Here is a 22,212-nt window from a genome sequence, read left to right as displayed (position 1 = left end):
CTCTCCTCACAGGGGTGCTGTATCCAACCTGCCACGCGGCGCGCGGGGTCGCACGGTCGCACGGGCGGGAGGCTCGGCCGGCGTGATGGCCGTCCTCGACCCGCTCGACAGCGCCCGGGCGGCCGTGTTGCCCAGGAGTACGGCGGGGGTGACCGTGGAGGAGGGGAGCGAGGAAGTGAGAACCGTGCGAGCGCTCGTTTACCACGGCCCGGCACAGACCTCCTGGGACAGCGTCCCGGATCCTGTGATCGAGGAGCCGACCGACGCGATCGTACGCATCGACGCCACCACCGTCTGCGGCAGTGATCTGCACATCCGGCGGGGGGACTTTCCCGACGTGGGACCAGGGACGGTCCTCGGCCACGAGGCCGTCGGCGAGATCGTGGACGTCGGAGCCGACGTCCACCGGCTGCGTGCCGGGGACCAGGTCATCGTGTCGTCCGTCTCGGCCTGCGGTGACTGCGGGGAGTGCCGTGAGGCCAGGTACGGCCAGTGCCGTGGGGGCGGCGGCTGGATCCTGGGGAATCTGGTCGGCGGGACCCAGGCCGAGCTGGTGCGGGTGCCGTTCGCCGACCACTCCGTCACCCGGTGCCCGTCCGATCTCCCGCTCGACGACGCGGTCCTGCTCGCCGAACTCCTCCCCACCGCCTACGAGGTCGGGGTCCGCAACGGACACGTGTCTCCGGGAGACACCCTCGTCGTCGTGGGCGCCGGTCCCGTCGGCCTCGCCGCGGTGATCGTGGCGCGGCTCTACTCACCCCGCCGGATCGTCGTCGTGGACCTGGCGGGCGCCCGGCTGGAGACCGCGCTCAGGGTCGGCGCGGACGCCGCCGAGTCGCCGGGCGCGATGATCGCGGAGCTGTCCGAGGGGCCCGGCGCCGACGTGGTCATCGAGGCCTCGGGTGATCCGGACGGCTTCGTGCTGTGCACGCGGGCCGTCCGCTCGGGCGGGCACATCGCCAACATCGGCTCGCACGGCAAGCCGGCGACGCTGCATCTGGAGTCCCTGTGGCGCAAGAACGTGACGATCAGCACCGGTCAGGTGGACACGTCCGCCACCCCATGGCTGCTGGAGCTGCTGCGCTGCGGACGCCTGCCCGTCTCCGCCCTGGTCACCCACACCTTCGGTCTCGGCCGCATGGAAGAGGCCTACGAGCTGTTCGCGCACGGCGCCACGACCGGTGCTCTCAAGGTCGTACTGCACCGCGAGTGAACCGGCCCCGGCACCCCGCATGGCGGGCTGGAGCCCCGGGCTGCTTGCCGCGGCGGCCCCGTGAAAGGCGGTGGGGAACATGACGCTCCCTCTGGTCGTGGGCGTGGACGGATCGGACTCGTGCCTGCGGGCGGTCGACTGGGCCGTGGCCGAAGCCGCACGCCACGGTCTTCCGCTCAGGCTGGTGTACGGCTCCCTCTGGGAGCGCTACGAGGGCGGCCTGCCGCCAGTGGGCCACGAGCGCTCCTCCGAGCAGGTGTTGGCGGAGCACATCGTGGCCGCCGCGGCCGACCGTGCCGCACGGCGCGACACCGAGGTCGAGGTCATGACCGACATCCTCCCGGAGGACGCGGCGGACGCCCTCGTGCGCGCGGGCGACCACGCCTTCGCGCTGGTGACGGGGTCGCGTGGGCGCGGGCGGCTCCAGGGCATGCTCCTCGGGTCGGTCGGTCTGGCCGTGGCGGCCCGCGCGCCCTGCCCCGTGGTCGTGGTGCGCGGCGACCCGGCAGGCCTGGCGGGTACGCACGAGCGGATCCTGCTCGGCCTCGGAGATGCGGAGACGGGGGCGGAAGCCGTGCGGTTCGCCTTCCACGAGGCCGAGGTACGCGGCTGCGTCCTGGACGTGGTGCGCGCCTGGCGCAGGCCCGCCCACGACCGGATCGGTGCCCGGGCAGCGACCGCCGACGCTCACGCGGAACGTGCCTCGGTGCTGCTTGACGACCTGCTCGGCGACGCGGTCACCGCGTATCCGCATGTCCGCACGTGCCGGGCCGCTCTTGAGGGCATGGCGGGCCGGATCCTCGTGGACCGGTCGGCGGCCGCGGATCTCGTGATCGTCGGGGCGGGACACCGCGCGGGTCTCCTCGGGCTTCAGCTGGGTCGGGTGAGCCACACCCTGCTGCACCACGCCTCATGCCCGGTCGCGGTCGTGCCGCAGCGCCACTGACCACATCGACCAGAGCCCCCCGTCATGCCCCCGGATGCACTTCTCTGGCGGTGCGGCGATGCGTCCCGCAGCGTGGAGTACGGGGCCGGACCGGCCGGGCGGCACACAGGGCGGACGAGCCGCACAGGCCGGAAGAAGAGAGGCGGCACGCATGGACAGGGATGTCTCCGAGCGCCGGGTGGTGGTCGGCGTCGACGGGTCGCCGTCCTCGTACGAGGCCCTGCGCTGGGCCGTGCGTTACGCCGGCCTGGTGGACGGAACCGTGGACGCCGTCGCGGCGTGGGAGCTGCCTGGCCTGCACGGCTGGTCGGCGCCCGCGGTGGACATGGAGGTCGACGAGGAGGAAACCCGGGAGACGCTGCGCGAGGAACTGACCGACGTACTCGGCGCGGACGCGGTCGGCTCGGTCCGGCCTCACGTGGTGCACGGCAACGCCGCCGAGGTCCTGTTGCGCGCCGCGGAGGGAGCCGAGATCCTCGTCGTCGGCAGCCGGGGGCGGGGCGGATTCGCCCGGGCTCTGCTCGGTTCGGTCAGCCAGCACGTGTCGCAGCACGCGAGCTGCCCGGTCGTGATCGTGCGCTCCACGTCCTCGGGACCGCGGCGATGACCGTGAGCCCTTGTGCCGACTTCCACGAGCCGGCTGCCACGAGGCTCCTGTGCCGGTGAGTTCGGCCGTGGCCCGTGGCCGAGCCGGATCACCGTCCGGTCGTGCGTCATGTCCGAGACGGGATCGCGCACGGCCCACCGGATCTCCGGCCACTCCAAGGGCTGGGACGTGACCGAGGTGACCAACCCGTCCGCGGTGGCCTGGAGCAGGACCCGCTCCAGTGCCTGGCCCGCACGCAGCCGGTCCGTCCGCGGGCTCGTCGCGGGCCGTGCCCGGCAGCGCGACGTCCGGGTTCTTCTCGAAGGGCGCCCAGCCGTGTCCGGGAGGGCGGGACCTCGCGCCCCCGCAGGCCTCTGGTCGGCACCCCTCGACGTGGACCGCCCGCAGCGGCAGGCGACGACGGGCGGCCTCGTCGGCAGCCCACGCCAGCGCGGTGCGCCGGGCGGGATCGGGATCGACGCCCACCACGACCGGCCGACGGTCACCGGGCCGGGACACGGCAGCCTCCAGCCGCCAACTCGCCGCCGCCGTCCACCCGTTCGCGTACGACTGTCCCGGCCCGCCCGCCCATGGCCTGCGCGGCCCGGTCCTCGCCCTGCCGTCGTGCCCGGGCCGTCATCCGTGCGGGGGCCGTCATCGCTCTCGTCTCCTCCCTGCTCCCCGCGGTGCCGCGGGCGGGCGGCGCCGCCGATTCCACCGAAGGTCCTGGCGGTGGCGGCCTACCAGGGGCCATTGGTCCCCACCGCGGGCATGCCGGACCTCGGAACAGCGGACGCAGGTCGCCGGCCGTCTCCCGGGCCTCAGTGGTCCGAGTGCCCCGCCGAGCCCTGCGGCTCCAGGTGGGACGCGAGGACGGCTGCCTGGACCCGGCGCTGGACGCCGAGCTTGGACAGCATCCGCGAGATGTGGTTCTTGATGGTCTTCTCCGACAGGTACAGCTTCCTGCCGATCTCACGGTTGGTCAGGCCGTCGCCGATCAGGGCGAGGATCTCCCGCTCCCGGGGCGACAGGCCGGCGAGCTCCGGCGGCATCGAGGGGGTCGCGGCCGGATCCCGCAGGGAGCGCATGAGGCGGGCCGTGGTCGCGGGGTCCAGCATCGACTGCCCCGAGGCGACCGTGCGGACCGCCGAGACGAGGTCCGAGCCCTTGATCTGCTTGAGGACATAACCGGACGCCCCGGCCATGATCGCGTCCAGCAGGGCCTCCTCGTCGTCGAAGGAGGTCAGCATCAGGCACGCCAACCCGGGTACCCGGTCGCGCAGTTCGCGGCAGACCGTGATGCCGTCGCCGTCGGGCAGCCGGACGTCCAGTACGGCGACGTGCGGGCGCAGCGCGGGGCCGCGGGAGAGCGCGTGCTCAGCGGTGTCCGCGTCGCCGACCACCTGGATGTCCGGTTCGGCGTCGAGCAGATCGGTCAGTCCACGGCGGACCACTTCGTGGTCGTCCAGCAGGAACACCCGGATCGGGTCCTGCTCGGTGAAGGTGCGTGGCTCGGTCATGGCGACCCCTCGTTCCCCGGTGGCGAACGGACTGCGGAGTGTCCGTGAGGCTGATCATGACCTGTCGGCGCCGTACACACTAGGGCCGACCGGCCCCCCTCACGCCAGGGTCCTCGTGCACGAGGTCGAACCGCACGTCCACCACCCCTTCGACGGCCCGCACCAGGCGTGCGGCCACCGGAACCAGCGCCCGGTCGCGGATGCGGCCCGCCAGCGTCACGACGCCGTCCCGCACCTCCACCTGAACGGCCGAGGACGACAGCGGGAAGAGGTACGACACGATCTCCCGCCGGACCTCCTCGGCGATGTCCTCGTCGTCGCGCAGGAAGACCGTGAGCAGGTCGGCGCGGCTGACGATCCCCTGGAGCAGCCCGGCCCCGTCCACGACCGGCAGCCGTTTGACGCCACCCCGCGCCATGATCCGCGCGGCCTCGGCGACGGTGGCGGCCGCCCTTACGGTGAGAGCGGGGGAGGACATCACGTCGCCCGCCGTCAGGCCCTCGGCCTTCGCCACGTCGACCGGCTGACGCAGTTGGCGGTAGGCGGCATCGGGTTCGTCCCTCAGCTCTTCCTTGGGGAGCAGGTCGGCCTCGGAGACCACGCCCACCACCCGGCCCTCGCCCTCGATCACCGGGAGCGCGCTGACCTTCCAGTCCTGCATCAGCTGCACGATCTCCTTGAAGGGGGCCCGGCGGCCGATGGCGGCGACCGTCTGGGTCATGACATCGCTGACGATGCGCGAGGTGCCGTACATGGTGAACTCCGCCGGTTCTGGGTCGGTCCTGCCCTTACCAGCCTGTGCCGGTGCGGGGAAGCCGGCCAGGGGCCACTCGGCCCTCCGGGCGGGTCGACGGGTGCCCGTGTCGTGTGTCATGCGCGCGTCCCTCATGGTCCGCAAGGGGGCCGTTCGGCTCTGTGGAGGGACCTGCGGCCCCTGACCCCGCGACGGCGGTGTCACCACGCTGGTACCGGAAACCTCGTCCCGGGAGGTGGAGGCCATGACCCGAGTCGTCACGGCAGGTCTCGACGGCTCGCCCGAGAGCCGCGCCGCCGCCGAATGGGCGGCCCGCGAGGCGCGGCTGCGCGATCTGCCGCTGAAGATCCTCCATGTCTTCGAGCCCGCGCCCCTGCCCGCGGCGCAGGCGCCGCTGCTCGGCACCGAGACCGGCCAGGACTGGGCGGAGAGGATTCCGTTCGAGGCCGCGGAGGGCCTGCGACTGCGCCACCCCGGCCTCGAGGTGATCACAGAGCAGAGCCACGGCGAGCCCTCGCAGATCCTGGCCCGTCGTCGTCGGCCTCGACACCGACGACGTGGACGAGACGCTCCTGAAGTTCGCCTTCGACGCCGCCGCACGCCGCGACGCTCCCCTGCGGATCGTGCACGGCCGGCCCGAGCCGCCCACCGCCTTCTACCGCTTCTACGGCGACGCGGAACTCTCCGGCACGCTCTCCCTCGGTCAGGCGGCCGCCTGACCGAGGGAGAGCGGCCCTGGCGGCACAAGTTCCCGAACGTCGACGTCATCGAGGCGAGCCGCTGCGGCAGCGCCGCGCAGGTCCTCGTCACGGCGGCTCGCGACGCCTCCCTGGCCGTGGTCGGCCGGCGCGTCCGCACCAGCCCGCTCGGGGCCCACATCGGTCATGTCACCCATGCCGTCCTGCACCACGTCGTGGCGCCCGTCGCCGTGGTCCCGCACGGCTGAGCCCGAGCGCATGAGAAGAGAAGAGTGGAGAGGAGAACCATGACAGACCTTCCGATCGTCGTCGGCGTGGACGGCTCGGAGCCGAGTCTGCGGGCCGTGGACTGGGCGGCCGACGAGGCAGCCCGGCGCGGGGCGCCGCTCCGGCTCGTGCACGCGTCCCTGTGGGAACGCTACGAGGGCGGACTGCTCGCCCCCGACCGGGACGAGCCGCCCGAGCGCATGCTCATCGAGGACATCGCGGCGGTCGCCTCGCGCCGCGCCCGCCGCAGGCGACCGGACGTCGAGGTGACGACTGAGGTGCTGCCCGAGGAGCCGGACTACGCGCTGATCCGCGAGAGCCGTGCCGCCCTGCTGATGGTGCTGGGATGCCGTGGCCGCGGCGAGATCGCCGAGGCGCTGCTCGGCTCCGTGAGCGTGACGGTCGCCGGACACGCCCACTGCCCGGTCGTCGTGCTGCGCGGCAGTCACGACAACCAGGCCCGCGCCGGGATCCGGGGCCGGGTCGTCCTCGGCGCCGGTGAGAAGCCGGCCGAATCGGCCGCCGCGCGGTTCGCGGCCGAGGAGGCCCTGCTGCGGGGAGTGCCGCTTCGGGTCGTACGGGCATGGCGCCGGCCCGTGCACGCGACCGGTGAACCGGCGGACGTGCACGAGCGGCAGGCCGCCGAGATCCTGGAGGAGGTCCTGCGGTTCGCACCGGCCGGTCTCGACGTGGACCGCCGCACCGTCGAGGGGTACGCCCGCGACGCCCTGATCGCGGTGTCCCGGCAGGCCGATCTGCTCGTCGTCGGCGCCCGGCGCCGGCCCGGCCACGGGCTCCAGCTCGGCCGCGTCGCCCACGGCGTCCTGCACCACGCGGCGTGCCCGGTGGCCGTCGTACCAGAACTTTCCTGATCAAACCGGCAAAATGGCTGACAACGGACGAAGAATCCGAGGTTCCCATGCCCAAGGCCGTTCACCAGGACGACACCGCCCCGATCGAACCCACCGAGCCCGACGAACCCACCGGACACACCACTCTCACGGACGACGAACTGCGCAGCGTGGACGCGCACTGGCGCGCCGCCAACTACCTCGCGGCAGGCCAGATCTACCTCATGGCCAACCCGCTCCTGCGCGAGCCGCTGCGGCCCGAGCACGTCAAGCCGAGGCTGCTCGGACACTGGGGCACCTCGCCCGGCCTGAACCTCGTCTACACCCACCTCAACCGCGTCATCATGGCGCGCGGTCTCGACGCCCTGTGCGTGTGGGGCCCGGGCCACGGAGGGCCGGCCGTCCTCGCGGGCTCCTGGCTGGAGGGCAGCTACAGCGAGACCTACCCGGACGTGTCGCGGGACGCGGCCGGCATGGAGCGGCTGTTCCGGCAGTTCTCGTTCCCCGGCGGCGTCCCGAGCCATGTGGCGCCCGAGACCCCGGGGTCGATCCACGAGGGCGGCGAGCTCGGCTACTCCCTCGCGCACGCGTACGGCGCCGCCTTCGACAACCCCGGCCTGCTCGTCGCCTGTGTGATCGGCGACGGGGAGGCGGAGACCGGGCCACTGGCCGCCTCCTGGCACTCCAACAAGTTCCTCGACCCCGTCCACGACGGTGCCGTACTGCCGATCCTGCACCTCAACGGCTACAAGATCGCCAACCCGACCGTCCTGTCCCGGATCCCGGAGGAGGAACTGGACGCGCTGCTGCGCGGATACGGCCACGAACCCCTCCACGTCACCGGTGACGACCCCGCCGCCGTGCACCGGGCCCTGGCCGCGGCGTTCGACGACGCGCTGGACCGCATCGCCGCGGCGCAGCGCGCCGCGCGGGAGGACGGGGCCGGCGAACGGGTGCGCTGGCCGGTCATCGTGCTGCGCACACCGAAGGGCTGGACCGGCCCCGCCGAGGTCGACGGCGAACCCGTCGAGGGGACCTGGCGCGCCCATCAGGTCCCGCTGCCCGGCGTCCGTGAAAACCCGGTGCATCTGCGGCAGTTGGAGCAGTGGCTGCGCTCGTACCGGCCCGAGGAACTGTTCGACGCCGCCGGACGGCCCGTACCCGACGTCCTGGCCTGCGTGCCCGGCGGACCGAGGCGGCTCGGCGCCACCCCGCACGCCAACGGCGGCCTCCTCGTCCGCGAACTGCCCATCCCGCACCTCGACGACATCGCCGTACCCGTCGACAAGACCGGCTCGACCCTGCACGAACCCACCCGGGTCCTCGGCACCCTCCTCGCACAGGTCATGAACGACACGCGGTCGCGCCGGGACTTCCGGCTGGTCGGCCCGGACGAGACCGCCTCCAACCGGCTCCAGGCCGTCTTCGACGCCGGCGGAAAGGCCTGGCAGGCGGGCGTGCTGCCGGTCGACGAACACCTGGACCGGCACGGCCGGGTGCTGGAGATCCTCTCCGAACACCTCTGCCAGGGCTGGCTGGAGGGCTACCTGCTCACCGGCCGGCACGGGCTGTTCTCCTGCTACGAGGCGTTCGTGCACATCGTCGACTCGATGGTCAACCAGCACATCAAGTGGCTGAAGACCTCGCGCGAGCTGACCTGGCGCGCCCCGATCGCCTCCCTCAACTACCTGCTGACCTCGCACGTGTGGCGCCAGGACCACAACGGCTTCTCCCACCAGGACCCCGGCTTCGTCGACCACGTCCTGAACAAGAGCCCCGCCGTCGTCCGCGTCTACCTGCCGCCGGACGCCAACACCCTGCTGTGCGTCGCCGACCACGTCCTGCGCAGCCGCGACTACGTCAACGTGGTCGTGGCGGGCAAACAGCCGTGCTTCGACTGGCTCTCCATGGACCAGGCGCGTGAGCACTGCGCGCGCGGAGCCGGCATCTGGGAGTGGGCGGGCACCGAGGACGGCGGCGCACCGGACGTCGTCCTGGCGTGCGCCGGGGACGTACCCACCCAGGAGGTGCTGGCCGCCGCGCAACTGCTGCGCCGGCACCTGCGCGGCCTCGCGGTGCGCGTGGTGAACGTCGTCGACATGACCCGGCTGCTGCCGCACGAGGAACACCCGCACGGCATGACCGACTTCGAGTACGAGGGCCTGTTCACCACCGACAAGCCGGTGATCTTCGCCTACCACGGCTACCCGTGGCTCATCCACCGGCTGGCGTACCGCCGCACGGGACACGCGAACCTGCACGTGCGCGGCTACAAGGAATCCGGCACGACGACCACTCCGTTCGACATGGTCGTACGCAACGACCTCGACCGCTACCGGCTCGTCATGGACGTCATCGACCGGGTCCCGGGCCTCGCCGTGCGGGCGGCGTCCGTACGCCAGGCCATGGCCGACGCCCGCACCCGGCACCACGCCTGGATCCGCGCCCACGGGACCGATCTGCCCGAGGTCGCGGAGTGGAGCTGGCAGAGCTGAGCGCGGGCACCTCGCCGTAGCGCCGTACGGGGTCGGGCGCGGGACGGAACGCGGCCGCGTCAACCGGACCCGCGGCGCCGGCGGGTCCACGGTGTCCCCGTCCTGGTCCCGGCGGGCAATGAGCCGCCGGTCCAGCCACGTGGCACCGAAGCAGCCGGCCTCGACGGTGCCCTCGGCACGCCCCGTCGGCTTCGCCGGAGCCAGTCGGCCCCAGGGGCGCCGTGCGGATCATGCCGGCGCCCCGGGGTCCGGCACGCACTCCCCCAGAGGGGTCGCCGACCGGTGCGTCCGCCGTCAGCACGGCGCGGACGGCATGCCGGTGGGCGCGCTGCTGCGCGCACACGTCCTGTGCGGCACGGGCCGCCGTCACCGTGGCCATGGCGTCGCGGGCCACCGGACGAACCCACGCCGCCTCGTTCATCGGGTACTTCCTCGCCGCGGCGCTGCCGCCGCGCCGGGTCAGGGGCCGGGCGCCTCGGGTGCCGGCGCGGGCCGAGGCAGCTCGGGGTGCACGTCGAAGACGTCCCGCAGCCCCGTGACGTGCAGGACGCGCAGGAAGGCCGCGTCACCGGCGACCAGCCGCAGCCGGCCCTGCCGGGCGAGTACCCGGTAGCGCGCGCGGCACAGCACGCCGAGCCCGGCGCAGTCGATGAACGCGACCGGACGCAGGTCCAGCACCAGGTCGAGGTGGGACGCGCGGGTGACCGTGTCGAGCCGTGCCGAGACAGAGGGCGCCGTCAGCACGTCGATCTCGCCCCACAGGGTCACGACCGTCGTTCCGGAGCTCGCCTGGCGGGCCATGGCCGACACCGGTTCCATGGGTCTGTCGGTCGCGTGCGCCCTGTGCTTCTCGGCCATGGGGAGATCGAACCGGGCGGACCGGACCCGACGGTAGGGCCGTCCGGCCCTGGTTGCCGGTCCGTCCGGGACACCCGCGCCACCCGTCCGCCACCGGTCCGGGCCGTGGGCGCCCGTGCGCACCGCCCGGCCCGGCGCGAGGGCCGGACGGCCCAAGCGCAACCGCCCGCGCACCGACGAAGCTGAAAGTGCCGGACTCGCGACGGACCGACCGAAGAGGGTGAGGAACGCCATGAAGGGCTTCGTCTTCCACGGTCCCGGACAGGCCTCCTGGCAGGACGTCCCGGACCCCGGCATCAAGGAGCCGACCGACGCGATCGTGCAGGTCGGCGTCGTGACGATCTGCGGGACGGATCTGCACATCCTCAAGGGCGACGTGCCCGAGGTGCCTCCCGGAACGGTGCTCGGCCACGAGGCGGTGGGGGAGGTCGTCGAGGTCGGCAGCGACGTGCGCACCGTCCGGCCGGGCGACCGGGTGCTGATGTCCTGCATCACCTCGTGCGGCCGGTGCCGCTTCTGCCGGGAGCAGCGCTACGGCCAGTGCCGGGACGGCGGAGGCTGGATCCTCGGCCGTCTGATCGACGGCACCCAGGCCGAGTACGTCCGCGTTCCGCACGCCGACCTGTCGGTGCACACGCTGCCCGGCGCCGTCCGCAGCGAGGACGCCGTCCTGCTCGCGGACATCTTCCCGACCTCGTACGAGGTGGGCGTGCTCAACGGGCAGGTCCGTCCCGGGGACACCGTGGTCGTCGTCGGCGCCGGTCCCATCGGGCTCGCCGCGATCGTCACGGCCCGGCTGTTCTCGCCCGAGCGGATCATTGCCGTGGACCTGGCCCCGGCCCGGCTGGAGGCGGCCCACCGGATCGGCGCCGACGCGGTCGCGGACGTCCGGGAGGCCCCCGCCCAGCTGGTGGCCGACCTGACCGACGGGCTCGGCGCCGACGTCGTCATGGAGGCCGTCGGCGTCCCCGACAGCTTCGAGCTGTGCACCCGCATGGTCCGTCCGGGCGGGCGCGTCGCCAACATCGGCGTGCACGGCAGGCCGGCCACGCTGCATCTGGAAGACCTGTGGATCAAGGACGTGACCATCACGACGGGCCTGGTGGACACCTACTCCACCCCGACCCTGCTGCGGATGACCGCCGCCGGCCGCCTGCCCACCGGGCACCTGGTCACCCACGCCTTCGCGCTCGGGCAGATGGAAGAGGCGTACGACGTCTTCGCCAACGCCGCCGAGACCGGCGCGCTGAAGGTGGTGCTCGGCGAGGAGCCGCACGCACAGGTGGCGGTTCCCACGGACTGACCGGCGGTGCCCACGACCTGCCGCCCGGCCCGGCCACGCGCACGAGGATCACGGCGTCAGGAGTGATCGCCCGACGGCAGCCGGGAACGGCCGGGGCGGTCGCGATGCCGACCGGCTTCGGTGAGCAGCACGCCTGTGACCAGTTCGGGACGGATGCGCACCGCGTCGTCCCTGCCGGGATGCGGCGCCAAGGGCTCCAACAGGGCGCGGATGCGGGCCAGTTCACCGGGAGCCGTGACGAGGCGGGCGTACCCCGTGACCACCACGCTCCAGCCCAGGCGGGTGACGGGGTCGATGGCGTCGGCCTCGTAGGCGACGACGACGCCCTGGCCCTCGTCGTGCCGGGCGTGCGCGGTGAGTGCCGCGCCCTCGTGGGTGCGGATGACGATGTCGCCGTCGTCCAGGACGTGGCTGACCGGGCGGACCGTCGGCAGGGCCTGGCGGGTGAAGACGATCCTGCCCAGGGGCACACTGCCCAGCAGCCGCAGCGCCTCGACCCGGTCGAGGTCGATACGGCGGCGTACGGGCTCGGTGCCTCGGATCATGGCCGGTCTCCGCTCACCCGGTGTCCCCGCCGCCGCTCCCGCCGAGCGCGGCCCGGCCCGCCTCCAGCCGGGCCACCGGGACCCGGAACGGCGAGCAGGAGACATAGTCCAGACCCACGCGGTGGAAGAAGTGGACGGACTCCGGGTCGCCGCCGTGCTCGCCGCACACACCGGTCTGCAACCGCGGCCGGACCGCACGGCCCTCCGCGACGGCGATCCGGACCAGCCGGCCCACACCCTCGCGGTCGAGCGTCTCGAACGGTGAGGCGGCGAAGACGCCCTTGTCGAGGTAGGCGGAGAAGAAGGCGGCCTCGACGTCGTCGCGGGAGAAGCCCCAGGTGGTCTGGGTGAGATCGTTGGTGCCGAAGGAGAAGAACTCCGCCTCCTCGGCGATCCGGCCCGCCGTGAGCGCGGCCCGGGGCAACTCGATCATCGTGCCGACGGGGCAGTCGAGAGGCACGCCGGTCTCCTTGCCCACCTCGGCCAGCACGCGCGTCACCTCCGCACGGGCGAGCCGGAGTTCCTCGACCGAACCGACGAGGGGAACCATGATCTCCGCCCGGGGCGAACCTCCCTCACGCACCCGCTCGGCCACCGCCTCGGCCACCGCCCGCACCTGCATCGCCACCAGCCCGGGAACCACGATCCCGAGCCGTACGCCGCGCAGGCCGAGCATCGGATTGTCCTCGTGCATCCGGTTCACCGCGGCGAGCAACTCCACGTCGTGCGCGTCGGGCGGGCCGCCCGCGGCCTCGGCCGAGGCGACGCGGACGGCGAGTTCGGTGCGCTCGGGCAGGAACTCGTGCAGCGGCGGGTCGAGGAGCCGGACGGTGACGGGCAGGCCGTCCATCGCCCGCAGGATGTCCGTGAAGTCCTTCCGCTGGAGCGGGAGAAGAACCGCCAGCGCCCGGTCCCGGTCCGCCTCGGTCCGTGCGAGGATCATCTCCTCGACCAGCGTGCGGCGCTCACCGAGGAACATGTGCTCGGTGCGGCACAGCCCGATGCCCTGCGCCCCGAAGCGCCGGGCCCGCGCCGCGTCCTCGGCGGTGTCGGCATTGGCCCGCACCTCCAACCGGCGTACCGCGTCGGCGTGTTCCAGCGCCCGGGCGACCGCGGCGACCAGACAGTCCGCCTGCTCGCCGCACTCCAGATACCGCATCGTGGCGGAGGCGACGAGCGGCACCGCCCCCGCGTAGACGGCACCGGTGGAGCCGTCCACCGAGACGACGGTCCCCTCCTCGACGACCGTGCCGGCACGGGTGGTGAAACGCCGGGCCTCGCCGTCGACGGTGATGTCCTGCGCGCCGCACACACAGACGCGGCCCATGCCACGGGCGACGACGGCCGCGTGACTGGTCTTGCCGCCCCGGCCGGTCAGCACCGCCCGTGCGGCGACCATGCCGGGCAGGTCGTCGGGGGTGGTCTCCTCGCGCACCAGCACCACCCGCTCACCGTCGGCGGCACGCCGTACCGCCGTCGGGGAGTCGAAGACGACCGCACCCGCCGCCGCGCCGGGCGAGGCCGGTACGCCGTGGGCGATCTCCGGGCCGGCCGCGCGGGTGTCGAAACGGGGGAACATCAGGCGGCCGAGCTGGTCACCGTCCACCCGGAGCAGTCCCTCGTCGGCCGTGACGAGTCCCTCACCGACCAGCTCCGCGGCGATCGCGAAAGCGGCCTCGGCGGTGCGTTTGCCGACCCGGGTCTGCAGCATCCACAAGGTGCCGCGCTCGATGGTGAACTCGATGTCGCACAGGTCGCGGTAGTGCCGCTCCAGCGTCTGCGCGTGGTCGCGCAACTGCCGGTAGGAGCGCGGGTCCAGCCGCTCCAGCTCGGCGAGGGACACGGTGTCGCGGATCCCGGAGACGACGTCCTCGCCCTGCGCGTCCGGCAGATAGTCGCCGTACAGGCCGGGCTGTCCGGTGGCCGGGTCGCGGGTGAAGGCGACGCCGCTGCCGGAGTCGGCTCCGAGGTTGCCGAAGACCATGCGCTGCACGGTGACGGCCGTTCCGAGGTCGTCCGGAATATGTTCGCGCCGCCGGTAGAGGCGGGCCCGCTCGGCGTTCCAGGAGCGGAACACCGCGAGGACCGCCAGCCGCAACTGCTCGGTGGGGGACTGCGGGAAGTCACGGCCCGTCGCGTCGCGGACGAGTTGCTTGTAGGTCTCCACCAGCCGGGCGAGGCCGCAGGCGTCCGCGCGGAGGTCGTCGGGAGCCTCCCGCGTCATTCCGCACACAGACAGGGCCTGGTCGAACAGGGCCGGGTCCACGCCCAGCACCGTACTGCCGAACATCTGGATGAGCCGGCGGTAGCAGTCCCAGGCGAAGCGCTCGTTTCCGGACACCTTGGCCAGTCCGGGGACGGAGGCGTCGGTCAGACCGATGTCGAGGACCGTCTCCATCATGCCGGGCATGGAGAAGCGCGCACCGGAACGCACGGAGACCAGCAGCGGATCGTCGGACTGCCCCAGCAGCCGACCGGTGGCCGCCTCCAGCGCCGACAGGTGCCGGGACACCTCCTCCGCCATGCCGTCCGGTTCCGCACCGGTGGCCAGAAACGCGCGGCAGGCCTCGGTGGTGACGGTGAACCCCGGCGGCACCGGCAGCCCCAGCCGGGTCATCTCGGCCAGGTTCGCGCCCTTGCCGCCGAGCAGGTCGGCCATGGCCCGGTCGCCGTCCCGGAAGTCGTACACGTAACGCACCATGGCGCCGCTCCTCGGCCGTACGGTCTGTGCGTACCACTCCAGCGTCGGTCCGGACCGGACGGCGGGGGAGGTGCCCACCGTCCCGCCGGCCGGGCCGTTCGGCCCACGGCCGGCGTGGCCGGGCGGGCGGCTCCGGCGGGGTGACCGGTTGCCGCGACCGGGTGTGCCCTCCCGCGCCGGGGCGGGATACGGTGGACACGACCCGTCGGTGCCGGGTCCGTGAGCCGAGGGACCGGGAGGAGCGCGGTGGGATCTCCCGACAGGCCCCGCGATCTGCTGCCGCAGCTGAAGCTCGACGAGTTGCTGGACGAGCTGCAGTCCCGGATCGACGCTGTCCGCGGCACCCGGGACCGCGTCCACAGCCTGCTCGGAGCGGTCCTCGCCGTCGGCCGCGACCTGAACCTGGAACAGGCCCTGCGCTCCATCGTCGAGGCCGCCGCGACCCTGGTGGACGCCGAGTACGCGGCCCTCGGTGTCATCGGGCCGGACGGCAGGACCCTGTCGGCGTTCCACACCGTCGGGGTCAGCGATGCGCAGATAGCCGAGATCGGCCCCTTCCCCGAGGGCCACGGCATCCTCGGCGAGCTGATCCGCCACCCCGAACCCCTGCGCCTCGAAAAGATCTCCCAGCACCCCGCCTCGTACGGCTTTCCGGCCCGTCACCCGCCGATGAACAGCTTCCTGGGCGTTCCGATCCGGGTGCGCGACCAGGTCTTCGGCAACCTGTATCTGACCGAGAAGCGCGGCGGGGTGGAGTTCGACGAGGAGGACGAGTCGGTCCTGTCCACGCTGGCGTTCGCGGCCGGCGTCGCTATCGACAACGCCCGCCTGTACGAGGACTCCCGGCTGCGCGAACGCTGGCTGAGGGCGAACGCGGACATCACCCACAGCCTGATGTCCGGCAGCGACCGCGCGGTGGCGCTGAACCTGATCGCGGAACGGGCCCGGGAGATCTCCGGCTCCGCTCTCGCCGCGGTCGCCATGCCGCTGGCGGGCAGCGGGCTGCTGAACGTGGAGATCGCCGTCGGCGTGGACGCGGAGGCACACCGGGGACTCGTGCTGCCGTTGGACCGGACTCTGATGGGGCTGGCGTTCTCCGCCGCGGCCCCGGTCGCCAGCGACGACGTCACCCGCGACAAGCGGGTCTCGCCCGACCCCCCGCGCTTCCAGGGGCTCGGCCCCGCCGTGGCCATTCCCATCGGCACCGGCGACGACGGCTCGCGCGGCGTGGTGCTGCTGTGCCGTGAGACCGGCCGGCCGGTCTACTCGGGCAAGGAGACGGAGATGCTGCGGGGCTTCGCCGCGCAGGCCGCGATCGCGATGGAACTGGCCGAACGCCGGCAGGACGCCCAGCGGATCGCCGTCCTCCAGGACCGCGACCGGATCGCCCGCGATCTCCACGACCTGGCCATCCAGCGGCTGTTCGCCACCGGCATGACCCTCCAGAGCGCGGGCCGCTTCATCGAGCACCCCGAGGCTTCCGAGCGGGTGCTGCGGGCCGTGGACGACCTGGACGAGACCATCAAGATCATCAGGTCGGCGATCTTCGGCCTGCGGGCCCGCGAGACCACCGCGGCCGAGGGACTGCGGGCCAGAGCCGTCCAGGTGGCCGGCGAGGCCGCCGAGGTACTGGGCTTCGCGCCCAGTCTGCGTATGGAGGGACTGCTCGACACCGATGTGCCGCGCGAGTTCGCCGACCATGTGGTGGCTGTGCTCTCGGAGGCGCTGACCAACGTCGCCCGGCACGCGCACGCCGGCCGGGCCGACGTGGTGCTCACGACCGACGGCCGCGAGGTGCGCCTGAAGGTCTCGGACAACGGCGTGGGCATCGCCGCCGGCGGCCGGCGCAGCGGGCTGCGCAACATGGCCGAGCGGGCGGAACAGCTCGGCGGGCTGCTGGAGATCAGCGGCCCCGCGAGCGGTGGAACCGTGCTGGAGTGGCATGTTCCGCTCCCGCCCGTGCGATAGCGCTGCGCCAGGGAGCGCGGGGTCGGCCGGGCGGACGGGGCCGACGGGGGCGGTGTGTCGGGCCCACTCGGCCCATGCCGCGGACGGCCCGGGTGCCGCAGCCTTGAAGGCGTCCCGGGACGGCAGCCGAGCCCTTGGAGGACGCCATGAACGGCACTCCGACCGTCGTGAACGACGTGATGGCCCACCGGGTCGTCGCCCTGCGCACCGGCGCCGTCTTCAAGGACATCGTGCAGGCCATGCACGAGTGGCGGGTCAGCGCCCTCCCGGTCCTGGACGACAGCGGAGTGGTCGTGGGCGTGGTCTCCGAGGCCGATCTGCTGCCCAAGGAGGAGTACAGCGACGACGTCGTCGGACGCCACGGGCGACCGGGGCAGCCGCCCGGCGCGTACAAGGCGGACGCGGTGACCGCGGGCGAGTTGATGACCGCCCCGGCCGTCACCGTGCGAGCCGACGCCCCGCTCGCCCACGCCGCGCGCCTCATGGCCCGCACCGGCGTCAAACGGCTTCCGGTCGTCGGCCTCGACGGCGCCCTGAAGGGCGTCGTCAGCCGCTCCGACCTGCTGAAGGTCTTCCTGCGCGAGGACGCCGACATCGCCGAGGAGGTACGGCGCGACGTCGTCGTACGGCTCTTCGGCCCGCGCGCGGACATGGTCCGGGTCGAGGTGCGCGACGGCGTCGTCGCACTGTCCGGGCGGGTCCGGGAGACCGTCCTGATCCCGCTGGTCGCCCGGCTCGCGCGAACCGTGCCGGGCGTGGTCGACGTGCGGTGCGCACTGACCGGCCCGCCCCGGCACGCGGACCCCGGTCCCGGCCTCCCCGGCACCGGCCGGGCCCGCACGGCGTGACGCGGAGCCGTCGGCACAGGGCAGGAGGCGGCGACGATGGCAGGGACACCTGCCGCGACCGTCACCCCCGTGCGGCTGTGGCGCTGGCGCCGCAACGCGCTGCGGCGGCACAGCGATGTCGTCGAAGGCTGGATCGTGCTCGTCATCTGGATGCTCACGATCCTGGCCGGAGGCGTCGCCGGGGCGGTGGCCGCGCAGAGCGTGGACCGTTCGCTCGGGGCGCACGCGGTGTCGGCCGTCCTCATCGACGCGTCGGCGCGTACCCCGGTCGGCGCGGGCGGACACGACGACGGCAGGGTGTGGGCCGCCGTCCGCTGGACCGATGCGGACGGCATGGCGCACACGGGCCGGGCCGAGGTCTTCCCGGGATCGCCGGCGGGCACCCGGATCACGATATGGACGGACCCGCGGGACCGGGTGGTGTCCGTACCGGTCACCGGTGCGGCAGCGACGCTGGAGGCGGGCATGACGGGCGCCCTCGTGGCCGTGTCCGCCGGCGCCGGGGTATGGGGCACGGGCTGGGTGGTCCGCACGCGGCTCATCCGGCGGCGCATGGCCGAATGGGACGAGGAGTGGAAGCGGATCGGACCGCGGTGGGGGAACCTGAGCGGAGGGAGCGGGGGCAGAGGCTGAACGGCGGGGCGCGGGGTCACCCCTCCCCGGACGGCGGGGCGGCGCGGTCACCTCTCCCCGGCCGCGGTGAGCCGGCAGTCCACGGCCACCAGGCCCTCGACGCCGCGCACCAGCCGGGCGGCGAGCGGAATGTCCGTGGCGTCCCGGACCCGGCCGGTCAGTGTCGCGACACCGTCGACGACCGTGATGTGCACGGGCTCGACCGGCGCCGGGAACAGCACGTCGACGATGTCTCGCCTGATCTCGTCGGCCATGTCGTTGTCCGGGCGCAGGAACACCTTCAGCAGGTCCGCCCTGCTCACCACGCCTTCGAGCAGGCCTTCGGCGTTCACCACGGGCAGCCGCTTGACGTGCCGCAGCGCCATGATGCGCGCCGCTTCGGCGAGCGTGGCGTCGGCGTGCACGGTGACGGCCGGCGCGCTCATCAGGTCCTCGGCGGTCACCGCCCCGGCCTTGGCGAGGTCGGCCAGCCGGCTTCGCTGGGTGAACCGGTCCGGGTCGCTGCCCCGGAACTCCTCCTTCGGCAGCAGATCGGCCTCGGACACGAGCCCGATCACCCGTCCGTCGCCCTCCACCACCGGAAGCGCGCTGACCTGCCACTGCTCCATACGCTCGACCACGTCCTTGAACCGGGACCCGCGGCCCACGGCGACGACGGCCCGGGTCATCACGTCACTGACCCGGTGCGGGGTGGTCTCCATGGTCTCCTCCTCGAGGGGCCGAGTGGTTCTCGAAGGGCCGAGTGGCCACGCCCTCGAAGGGCCGGGTGGTCACGCCGGCTCTCCGCTTCCGTAGGGGGCGTACAGATCGAGCAGGCGGACCCGGGAGGCGTGCAGGCGCTGGGCGACGACCTGCCCGATCCAGACCGCGATCGCCCGGCCGAACTCGCTGTCCTCGGCGCACAGCGTCCGTACCGCCTCGGCATCGAACTCCCAGGCCCGCACGGGGCTCGTCGCCTCGGCACCCAGGTGCCAGAGGCGCGGCCGGAAGTGCCAGGACCAGCCGACGAGTTCGCCGTGCCCGAGGGTCTCGATCACGGCGGCACGGCGGCCGGGCACGCGCAGGTCGAGGGCGACGGTGCCGGTGCGCACGATCCAGAAGCGGTCGGCACGCCGGCCCTCCTCGAACAGCCGGGTCCCGGTCGCGAAGGACACCTCGCGGGCGAGGTGCATCAGGCGCTCGCGATACGCGGGTTCAAGCGCTGAGCTCATGGTCGTCGCGGAGGTCATCGCACCGGCTCCCTTCGTGGCGGATACCTCCAGCCTGGGCGCCTTCGGTGGCCGCCACCACGGGCCGCCAGGACCCGGCCGGGGGCCCTTCGGCCCATGCCACGCGGCCCACCGGGCCAAGGACCCTTCACGGCGCGGCGCGTGAGGGTTCGGGAGCAACGGGGTCCGGACCTCCGGCGCCGCCCGTGCGCCCGGCCCCGCGCCGCTCAGCCAGGTCGAGGGCCCGCTGCGCGAGCCACAGGTCGTGGACGGCGCTCGGGGGCCGCAGCAGGGAGCGTTGGAGCAACGCCTCGCTCCGGGCCAGGCGTTTGCGTACCGCGGAGGGCGAGAGGGACAGCGCGGCGGCCGTCGGGCCGATGCGTGCGTCGAGCCGCAGCCAGGTGGCGAGCGTCTGCGCGGTGCAGTCCGGGACGCCGGGCGTCCGCAACGGGCGGAACTGGCGCTGCGCCCACGCCACGACGTGGGGACGTGCGAGGAGTTCGTCCAAGGAGGGCGCCGCCCCCGTGGTGTCCGACGTGCGGGGCTCCGAGCCGGACGGGACGCCGGTGGCGATCGCGCGGAGGGCGAGGGCCAACGCGGCTTGGTCGGGGAGGCGGTCCAGGTCGAGGCTCAGCAGTCTCTGGACGTGGGTGAGACGCGCCGTCAGGGTGTTGCGGTGGATCTTCAGGTGGGCCGTCGCACGGGAGGAGAAGTTGAGCCAGGAGGTCACGGTGGCCAGTAGCTCCGTGCTGTCCGGGTCCTGCGAGCGTCGTGCGGAGTGGGTGCGCAGCGGCGCGAGGAAGGCCGCGGCCCAGGCCTCCGCGGGCGGCCCGATGGTGAGCGCGAGGTCGGGGTCGGCGGCGAACGAGGCGTGTCGTTCGGTGCGTTGGCGTGCGGCGGCCAGAGCGTGGAAGGCCTGGGCGTAGCCGATGGCGGTGTCACGTAAGGGCACGGGGTCGCTCACACCGATCCAGCACGCGTCCGTCACGGCGCGCGGCCAGTCCGGCTCGGTGGGGATGCCGGGGGGTGTCCCGGAGTCGGCGGGCACGAGCACCGCCAGGTGATCGGCGTACACGGGGCACGGCACGATCCACGCGTCGTCGAACGCGCCGGCCAGGATGTCCGCCACCGCGCCGCGTATCGCGCGCGGTCCCTCGACGAGGTACAGCCGCACCCTGTCGGGCAGTGCGGGGCGCAGCGCCTCGGCGACCTGGCGTGCGGCGGTCACGTGACCGTTCATCAGCAGGTGCAGGACGGCCTCGCGAGTCCGGGCGTCGGCGAGCCGCAGCCACCGCTGCTGCCGTCGGGCGTGCTCCACCTGCCAGCACAGGCTCAGGCAGGACGCGGCGTCCGCGAGCAGCAGCCCCAGACCGGGCGGAGTCGGCCGGCGCAGCACGGTGGCGAGAAGCGGTGCGCGGACGCCTGGCGGGGCATCGAGGGGAAGTACGAAGCAGGCGAGGTCTTCCTCGTCGATGGCCACGGACTTGAGCCCCCGTGCGGTGATCTCCCGTACCCCGTGCCGTACGAGATCGTGCTCCGCCCTGCCGAGGGGGAAGGGGAGCGGGGACGTCACGACGCCCGAGCGGTTCACCAGAAAGGCGGTGGCACCGGTACGGGCCGCCAGCCAGCGGAGCAGCCGCGCGGTGCCGCCTTTTCGGGCGGCACGCTGCAGGTTCAGCACGTCTTCGGCCCGTCGGGTCCGTTCGGCCGTTGCCATGTCCGTACGCGGATCATCACCGTGCATGTCGCTCCCCCGAGGGACAGCCGAGTCGGTCAGCACCGAGAGTATCCGCGCGCTGACGGGGGTGGACAACGGGCTCGCCGCGCGTCCTGCACCGCAGCGTCCGCGCACCGCGCCCTTCCGGCCCCCTACGGTGTCGGCGTTCCGTCCTGGAACGGCGCTGCGCCGCCACCCCGGCGTCCTGCTGCGGGAGGCCTCGGGGCGCTGGTACCGGCGGCGCTACGCGTGGGAGGTGACCCCGGACCCGGACGTGGACCCCCTTCACTTCCCGCCTCCAGGCCCGGATGCCCTGGCCCTGGCCCGGAAGCGGGCCCTCGCCGACCGCCCGCCCCTGTCGGAGTCGCCGCCGCTCCGGCTGGAGGTCGTCGAGCCGGGCCCGGACGCCGGCGGGAGCGTGCTGGTCCTGACCCTGCACCACACCGCTCTCGACGCACCGACAGGGGTGCGGCTGCTGGCCACGACCGCCGAGGTGTACGGCGGGGCGACGGGCGGTCCCGCGGCCGCTCCGGTCCGTCCCCGCCCACGGCCGGGGAAGCCCGAAGCACTGCCGCCGTCCCCGCGCGGGCGGCCCGCACGCATCGCGCCGGACACCTCCGCCGCCGGGACGGACAGGCCGGCTCCCGACGGGACGCCGGACGCCGCGGCCGACGGGATGCTCCTCGCCGGACTCCCGGTGCCCGCTCGCCCGCCCCGCGCACCCGACGAGACGGCTCCGTACACCGTCAACGACCAACTGCTGGTGGCCGCTTCGCTCATGGTGGCGTGCTGGAACCGGCTGCACGGCGTCCCGGACCGACCTGTCTGGCTCAACATGCCGGTCGACGACCGGACGAACGGGCCGCTGATGCCGATGGGCAACGGCACCCGGCTGCTACGGGTACCGGTCTCCCCGCGAGACCCCGCCGACGAGACGCTGCCGGCCGCCACGACCCCCGATCCCGAAGCGGTCGCCCGGCTGCTTCGGCAGACCGCGCACCGCACCCAGGCGCTCAAGACCGCCCCACCCGGTCCGCCACTCGGCCCGAGCGCGGCCCTGCTGACGCTGCCCGTGCTGCCCGTCGGCGTTCGGCGGACGGT

At 73.6% G+C, this 22,212-nt stretch carries 18 protein-coding genes and 2 pseudogenes; 10 read left to right on the top strand and 10 right to left on the bottom strand.

Features of this window, described 5'->3' with window-relative positions:
* Nucleotides 1-184 precede the first annotated feature (184 nt).
* The 3 genes from BIV23_RS20800 to BIV23_RS20790 all read left to right on the top strand — a co-directional run bounded on the left by BIV23_RS20800 (nt 185) and on the right by BIV23_RS20790 (nt 2,766).
* Nucleotides 185-1,213 carry an alcohol dehydrogenase catalytic domain-containing protein gene (locus BIV23_RS20800; protein ID WP_071382484.1) on the top strand — a complete coding sequence of 343 codons (1,029 nt, stop codon included), beginning with the start codon at nt 185-187 and terminating at the stop codon, nt 1,211-1,213.
* 79 nt (nt 1,214-1,292) lie between these two features.
* Nucleotides 1,293-2,159, top strand: coding sequence for a universal stress protein (locus tag BIV23_RS20795; RefSeq protein WP_079173268.1), 867 nt, complete (start codon nt 1,293-1,295; stop codon nt 2,157-2,159).
* A 151-nt stretch (nt 2,160-2,310) separates the two neighbouring features.
* Nucleotides 2,311-2,766 carry a universal stress protein gene (locus BIV23_RS20790; protein ID WP_071382410.1) on the top strand — a complete coding sequence of 152 codons (456 nt, stop codon included), beginning with the start codon at nt 2,311-2,313 and terminating at the stop codon, nt 2,764-2,766.
* A 414-nt stretch (nt 2,767-3,180) separates the two neighbouring features.
* On the opposite strand, the pseudogene BIV23_RS53955 reads toward BIV23_RS20790, so the two are convergent.
* The 4 genes and pseudogenes from BIV23_RS53955 to BIV23_RS20780 form a co-directional block, all read right to left on the bottom strand.
* A pseudogene (locus BIV23_RS53955) lies at nt 3,181-3,231 on the bottom strand (hypothetical protein); the annotation flags it as partial.
* A gap of 16 nt (nt 3,232-3,247) precedes the next feature.
* Nucleotides 3,248-3,403 (bottom strand): hypothetical protein, encoded by a 156-nt coding sequence (locus tag BIV23_RS50405; protein WP_177239976.1) that lies wholly within the window; start codon nt 3,401-3,403, stop codon nt 3,248-3,250.
* A 163-nt stretch (nt 3,404-3,566) separates the two neighbouring features.
* A complete protein-coding gene (locus BIV23_RS20785) occupies nt 3,567-4,265 on the bottom strand; it encodes a response regulator (protein ID WP_071382409.1) in 699 nt (232 codons plus the stop codon).
* Between the two features lie 79 nt (nt 4,266-4,344).
* Nucleotides 4,345-5,019, bottom strand: coding sequence for a CBS domain-containing protein (locus BIV23_RS20780; RefSeq protein ID WP_071382408.1), 675 nt, complete (start codon nt 5,017-5,019; stop codon nt 4,345-4,347).
* Between the two features lie 244 nt (nt 5,020-5,263).
* Here BIV23_RS20780 and BIV23_RS20775 point away from each other — a divergent pair.
* The 3 genes and pseudogenes from BIV23_RS20775 (at nt 5,264) to BIV23_RS20765 (ending at nt 9,330) form a co-directional block, all read left to right on the top strand.
* Nucleotides 5,264-5,965: pseudogene (locus tag BIV23_RS20775) on the top strand (universal stress protein).
* A 39-nt stretch (nt 5,966-6,004) separates the two neighbouring features.
* Nucleotides 6,005-6,856 (top strand): universal stress protein, encoded by an 852-nt coding sequence (locus BIV23_RS20770; protein WP_071382407.1) that lies wholly within the window; start codon nt 6,005-6,007, stop codon nt 6,854-6,856.
* Between the two features lie 47 nt (nt 6,857-6,903).
* Nucleotides 6,904-9,330, top strand: a complete 2,427-nt coding sequence (locus tag BIV23_RS20765; protein ID WP_245790588.1) for a phosphoketolase family protein — start codon at nt 6,904-6,906, stop codon at nt 9,328-9,330.
* A 459-nt stretch (nt 9,331-9,789) separates the two neighbouring features.
* Here BIV23_RS20765 and BIV23_RS20760 read toward each other — a convergent pair whose 3' ends face one another.
* Nucleotides 9,790-10,188, bottom strand: a complete 399-nt coding sequence (locus BIV23_RS20760; RefSeq protein WP_071382406.1) for an STAS domain-containing protein — start codon at nt 10,186-10,188, stop codon at nt 9,790-9,792.
* Nucleotides 10,189-10,420: 232 nt separating this feature from the next.
* Here BIV23_RS20760 and BIV23_RS20755 point away from each other — a divergent pair, with 232 nt between their 5' ends.
* Nucleotides 10,421-11,491 (top strand): zinc-dependent alcohol dehydrogenase family protein, encoded by a 1,071-nt coding sequence (locus tag BIV23_RS20755; protein WP_071382405.1) that lies wholly within the window; start codon nt 10,421-10,423, stop codon nt 11,489-11,491.
* Between the two features lie 56 nt (nt 11,492-11,547).
* On the opposite strand, the gene BIV23_RS20750 is transcribed toward BIV23_RS20755, so the two are convergent.
* Complete coding sequence (locus BIV23_RS20750) at nt 11,548-12,036, bottom strand: pyridoxamine 5'-phosphate oxidase family protein (RefSeq protein WP_071382404.1); 489 nt, start codon at nt 12,034-12,036, stop codon at nt 11,548-11,550.
* A gap of 13 nt (nt 12,037-12,049) precedes the next feature.
* Nucleotides 12,050-14,737, bottom strand: a complete 2,688-nt coding sequence (ppdK, locus tag BIV23_RS20745) for a pyruvate, phosphate dikinase (RefSeq protein WP_071382403.1) — start codon at nt 14,735-14,737, stop codon at nt 12,050-12,052.
* 246 nt (nt 14,738-14,983) lie between these two features.
* On the opposite strand from ppdK, the gene BIV23_RS20740 reads away from it, so the two are divergent.
* The 3 genes from BIV23_RS20740 (at nt 14,984) to BIV23_RS20730 (ending at nt 18,186) form a co-directional block, all read left to right on the top strand.
* A complete protein-coding gene (locus BIV23_RS20740; RefSeq protein ID WP_071382402.1) occupies nt 14,984-16,705 on the top strand; it encodes a sensor histidine kinase in 1,722 nt (573 codons plus the stop codon).
* A gap of 146 nt (nt 16,706-16,851) precedes the next feature.
* Nucleotides 16,852-17,553 carry a CBS domain-containing protein gene (locus BIV23_RS20735; RefSeq protein ID WP_071382401.1) on the top strand — a complete coding sequence of 234 codons (702 nt, stop codon included), beginning with the start codon at nt 16,852-16,854 and terminating at the stop codon, nt 17,551-17,553.
* Nucleotides 17,554-17,589: 36 nt separating this feature from the next.
* Nucleotides 17,590-18,186, top strand: coding sequence for an Rv1733c family protein (locus tag BIV23_RS20730; protein ID WP_071382400.1), 597 nt, complete (start codon nt 17,590-17,592; stop codon nt 18,184-18,186).
* A gap of 47 nt (nt 18,187-18,233) precedes the next feature.
* Here the strand turns inward: BIV23_RS20730 and BIV23_RS20725 are convergent, their stop codons facing one another.
* From BIV23_RS20725 to BIV23_RS20715, 3 genes are all read right to left on the bottom strand, one after another.
* On the bottom strand, nt 18,234-18,887 hold the full coding sequence (locus BIV23_RS20725) for a CBS domain-containing protein (protein WP_071382399.1): 654 nt from the start codon (nt 18,885-18,887) through the stop codon (nt 18,234-18,236).
* 69 nt (nt 18,888-18,956) lie between these two features.
* Nucleotides 18,957-19,415, bottom strand: coding sequence for a Crp/Fnr family transcriptional regulator (locus BIV23_RS20720; RefSeq protein WP_071382398.1), 459 nt, complete (start codon nt 19,413-19,415; stop codon nt 18,957-18,959).
* Nucleotides 19,416-19,542: 127 nt separating this feature from the next.
* The gene (locus tag BIV23_RS20715; protein WP_071382397.1) at nt 19,543-21,111 is read right to left on the bottom strand and encodes a helix-turn-helix domain-containing protein; all 1,569 of its coding nucleotides are present in this window, start codon (nt 21,109-21,111) and stop codon (nt 19,543-19,545) included.
* Nucleotides 21,112-22,212: the final 1,101 nt, after the last annotated feature.

This window comes from Streptomyces monashensis, from assembly GCF_001866665.1.
GTDB classification, from domain to species: domain Bacteria; phylum Actinomycetota; class Actinomycetes; order Streptomycetales; family Streptomycetaceae; genus Streptomyces; species Streptomyces monashensis.
Note: the sequence above shows the minus strand (reverse complement) of the source record. Positions and strands in the feature narration are given on the sequence as shown.

Bases quoted from the DNA above. Each gene is read 5' to 3' on its own strand.
- BIV23_RS20770 (WP_071382407.1), top strand. From the start codon at position 6,005: ATGACAGACCTTCCGATCGTCGTCGGCGTGGACGGCTCGGAGCCGAGT.
- BIV23_RS20780 (WP_071382408.1), bottom strand. From the start codon at position 5,019: ATGTACGGCACCTCGCGCATCGTCAGCGATGTCATGACCCAGACGGTC.
- BIV23_RS20755 (WP_071382405.1), top strand. From the start codon at position 10,421: ATGAAGGGCTTCGTCTTCCACGGTCCCGGACAGGCCTCCTGGCAGGAC.
- BIV23_RS20795 (WP_079173268.1), top strand. From the start codon at position 1,293: ATGACGCTCCCTCTGGTCGTGGGCGTGGACGGATCGGACTCGTGCCTG.
- BIV23_RS20785 (WP_071382409.1), bottom strand. From the start codon at position 4,265: ATGACCGAGCCACGCACCTTCACCGAGCAGGACCCGATCCGGGTGTTC.
- BIV23_RS20790 (WP_071382410.1), top strand. From the start codon at position 2,311: ATGGACAGGGATGTCTCCGAGCGCCGGGTGGTGGTCGGCGTCGACGGG.
- BIV23_RS20765 (WP_245790588.1), top strand. From the start codon at position 6,904: ATGCCCAAGGCCGTTCACCAGGACGACACCGCCCCGATCGAACCCACC.
- BIV23_RS20735 (WP_071382401.1), top strand. From the start codon at position 16,852: ATGAACGGCACTCCGACCGTCGTGAACGACGTGATGGCCCACCGGGTC.
- BIV23_RS20750 (WP_071382404.1), bottom strand. From the start codon at position 12,036: ATGATCCGAGGCACCGAGCCCGTACGCCGCCGTATCGACCTCGACCGG.
- BIV23_RS50405 (WP_177239976.1), bottom strand. From the start codon at position 3,403: ATGACGGCCCCCGCACGGATGACGGCCCGGGCACGACGGCAGGGCGAG.
- BIV23_RS20725 (WP_071382399.1), bottom strand. From the start codon at position 18,887: ATGGAGACCACCCCGCACCGGGTCAGTGACGTGATGACCCGGGCCGTC.
- BIV23_RS20720 (WP_071382398.1), bottom strand. From the start codon at position 19,415: ATGACCTCCGCGACGACCATGAGCTCAGCGCTTGAACCCGCGTATCGC.
- BIV23_RS20730 (WP_071382400.1), top strand. From the start codon at position 17,590: ATGGCAGGGACACCTGCCGCGACCGTCACCCCCGTGCGGCTGTGGCGC.
- ppdK (WP_071382403.1), bottom strand. From the start codon at position 14,737: ATGGTGCGTTACGTGTACGACTTCCGGGACGGCGACCGGGCCATGGCC.
- BIV23_RS20760 (WP_071382406.1), bottom strand. From the start codon at position 10,188: ATGGCCGAGAAGCACAGGGCGCACGCGACCGACAGACCCATGGAACCG.
- BIV23_RS20715 (WP_071382397.1), bottom strand. From the start codon at position 21,111: ATGGCAACGGCCGAACGGACCCGACGGGCCGAAGACGTGCTGAACCTG.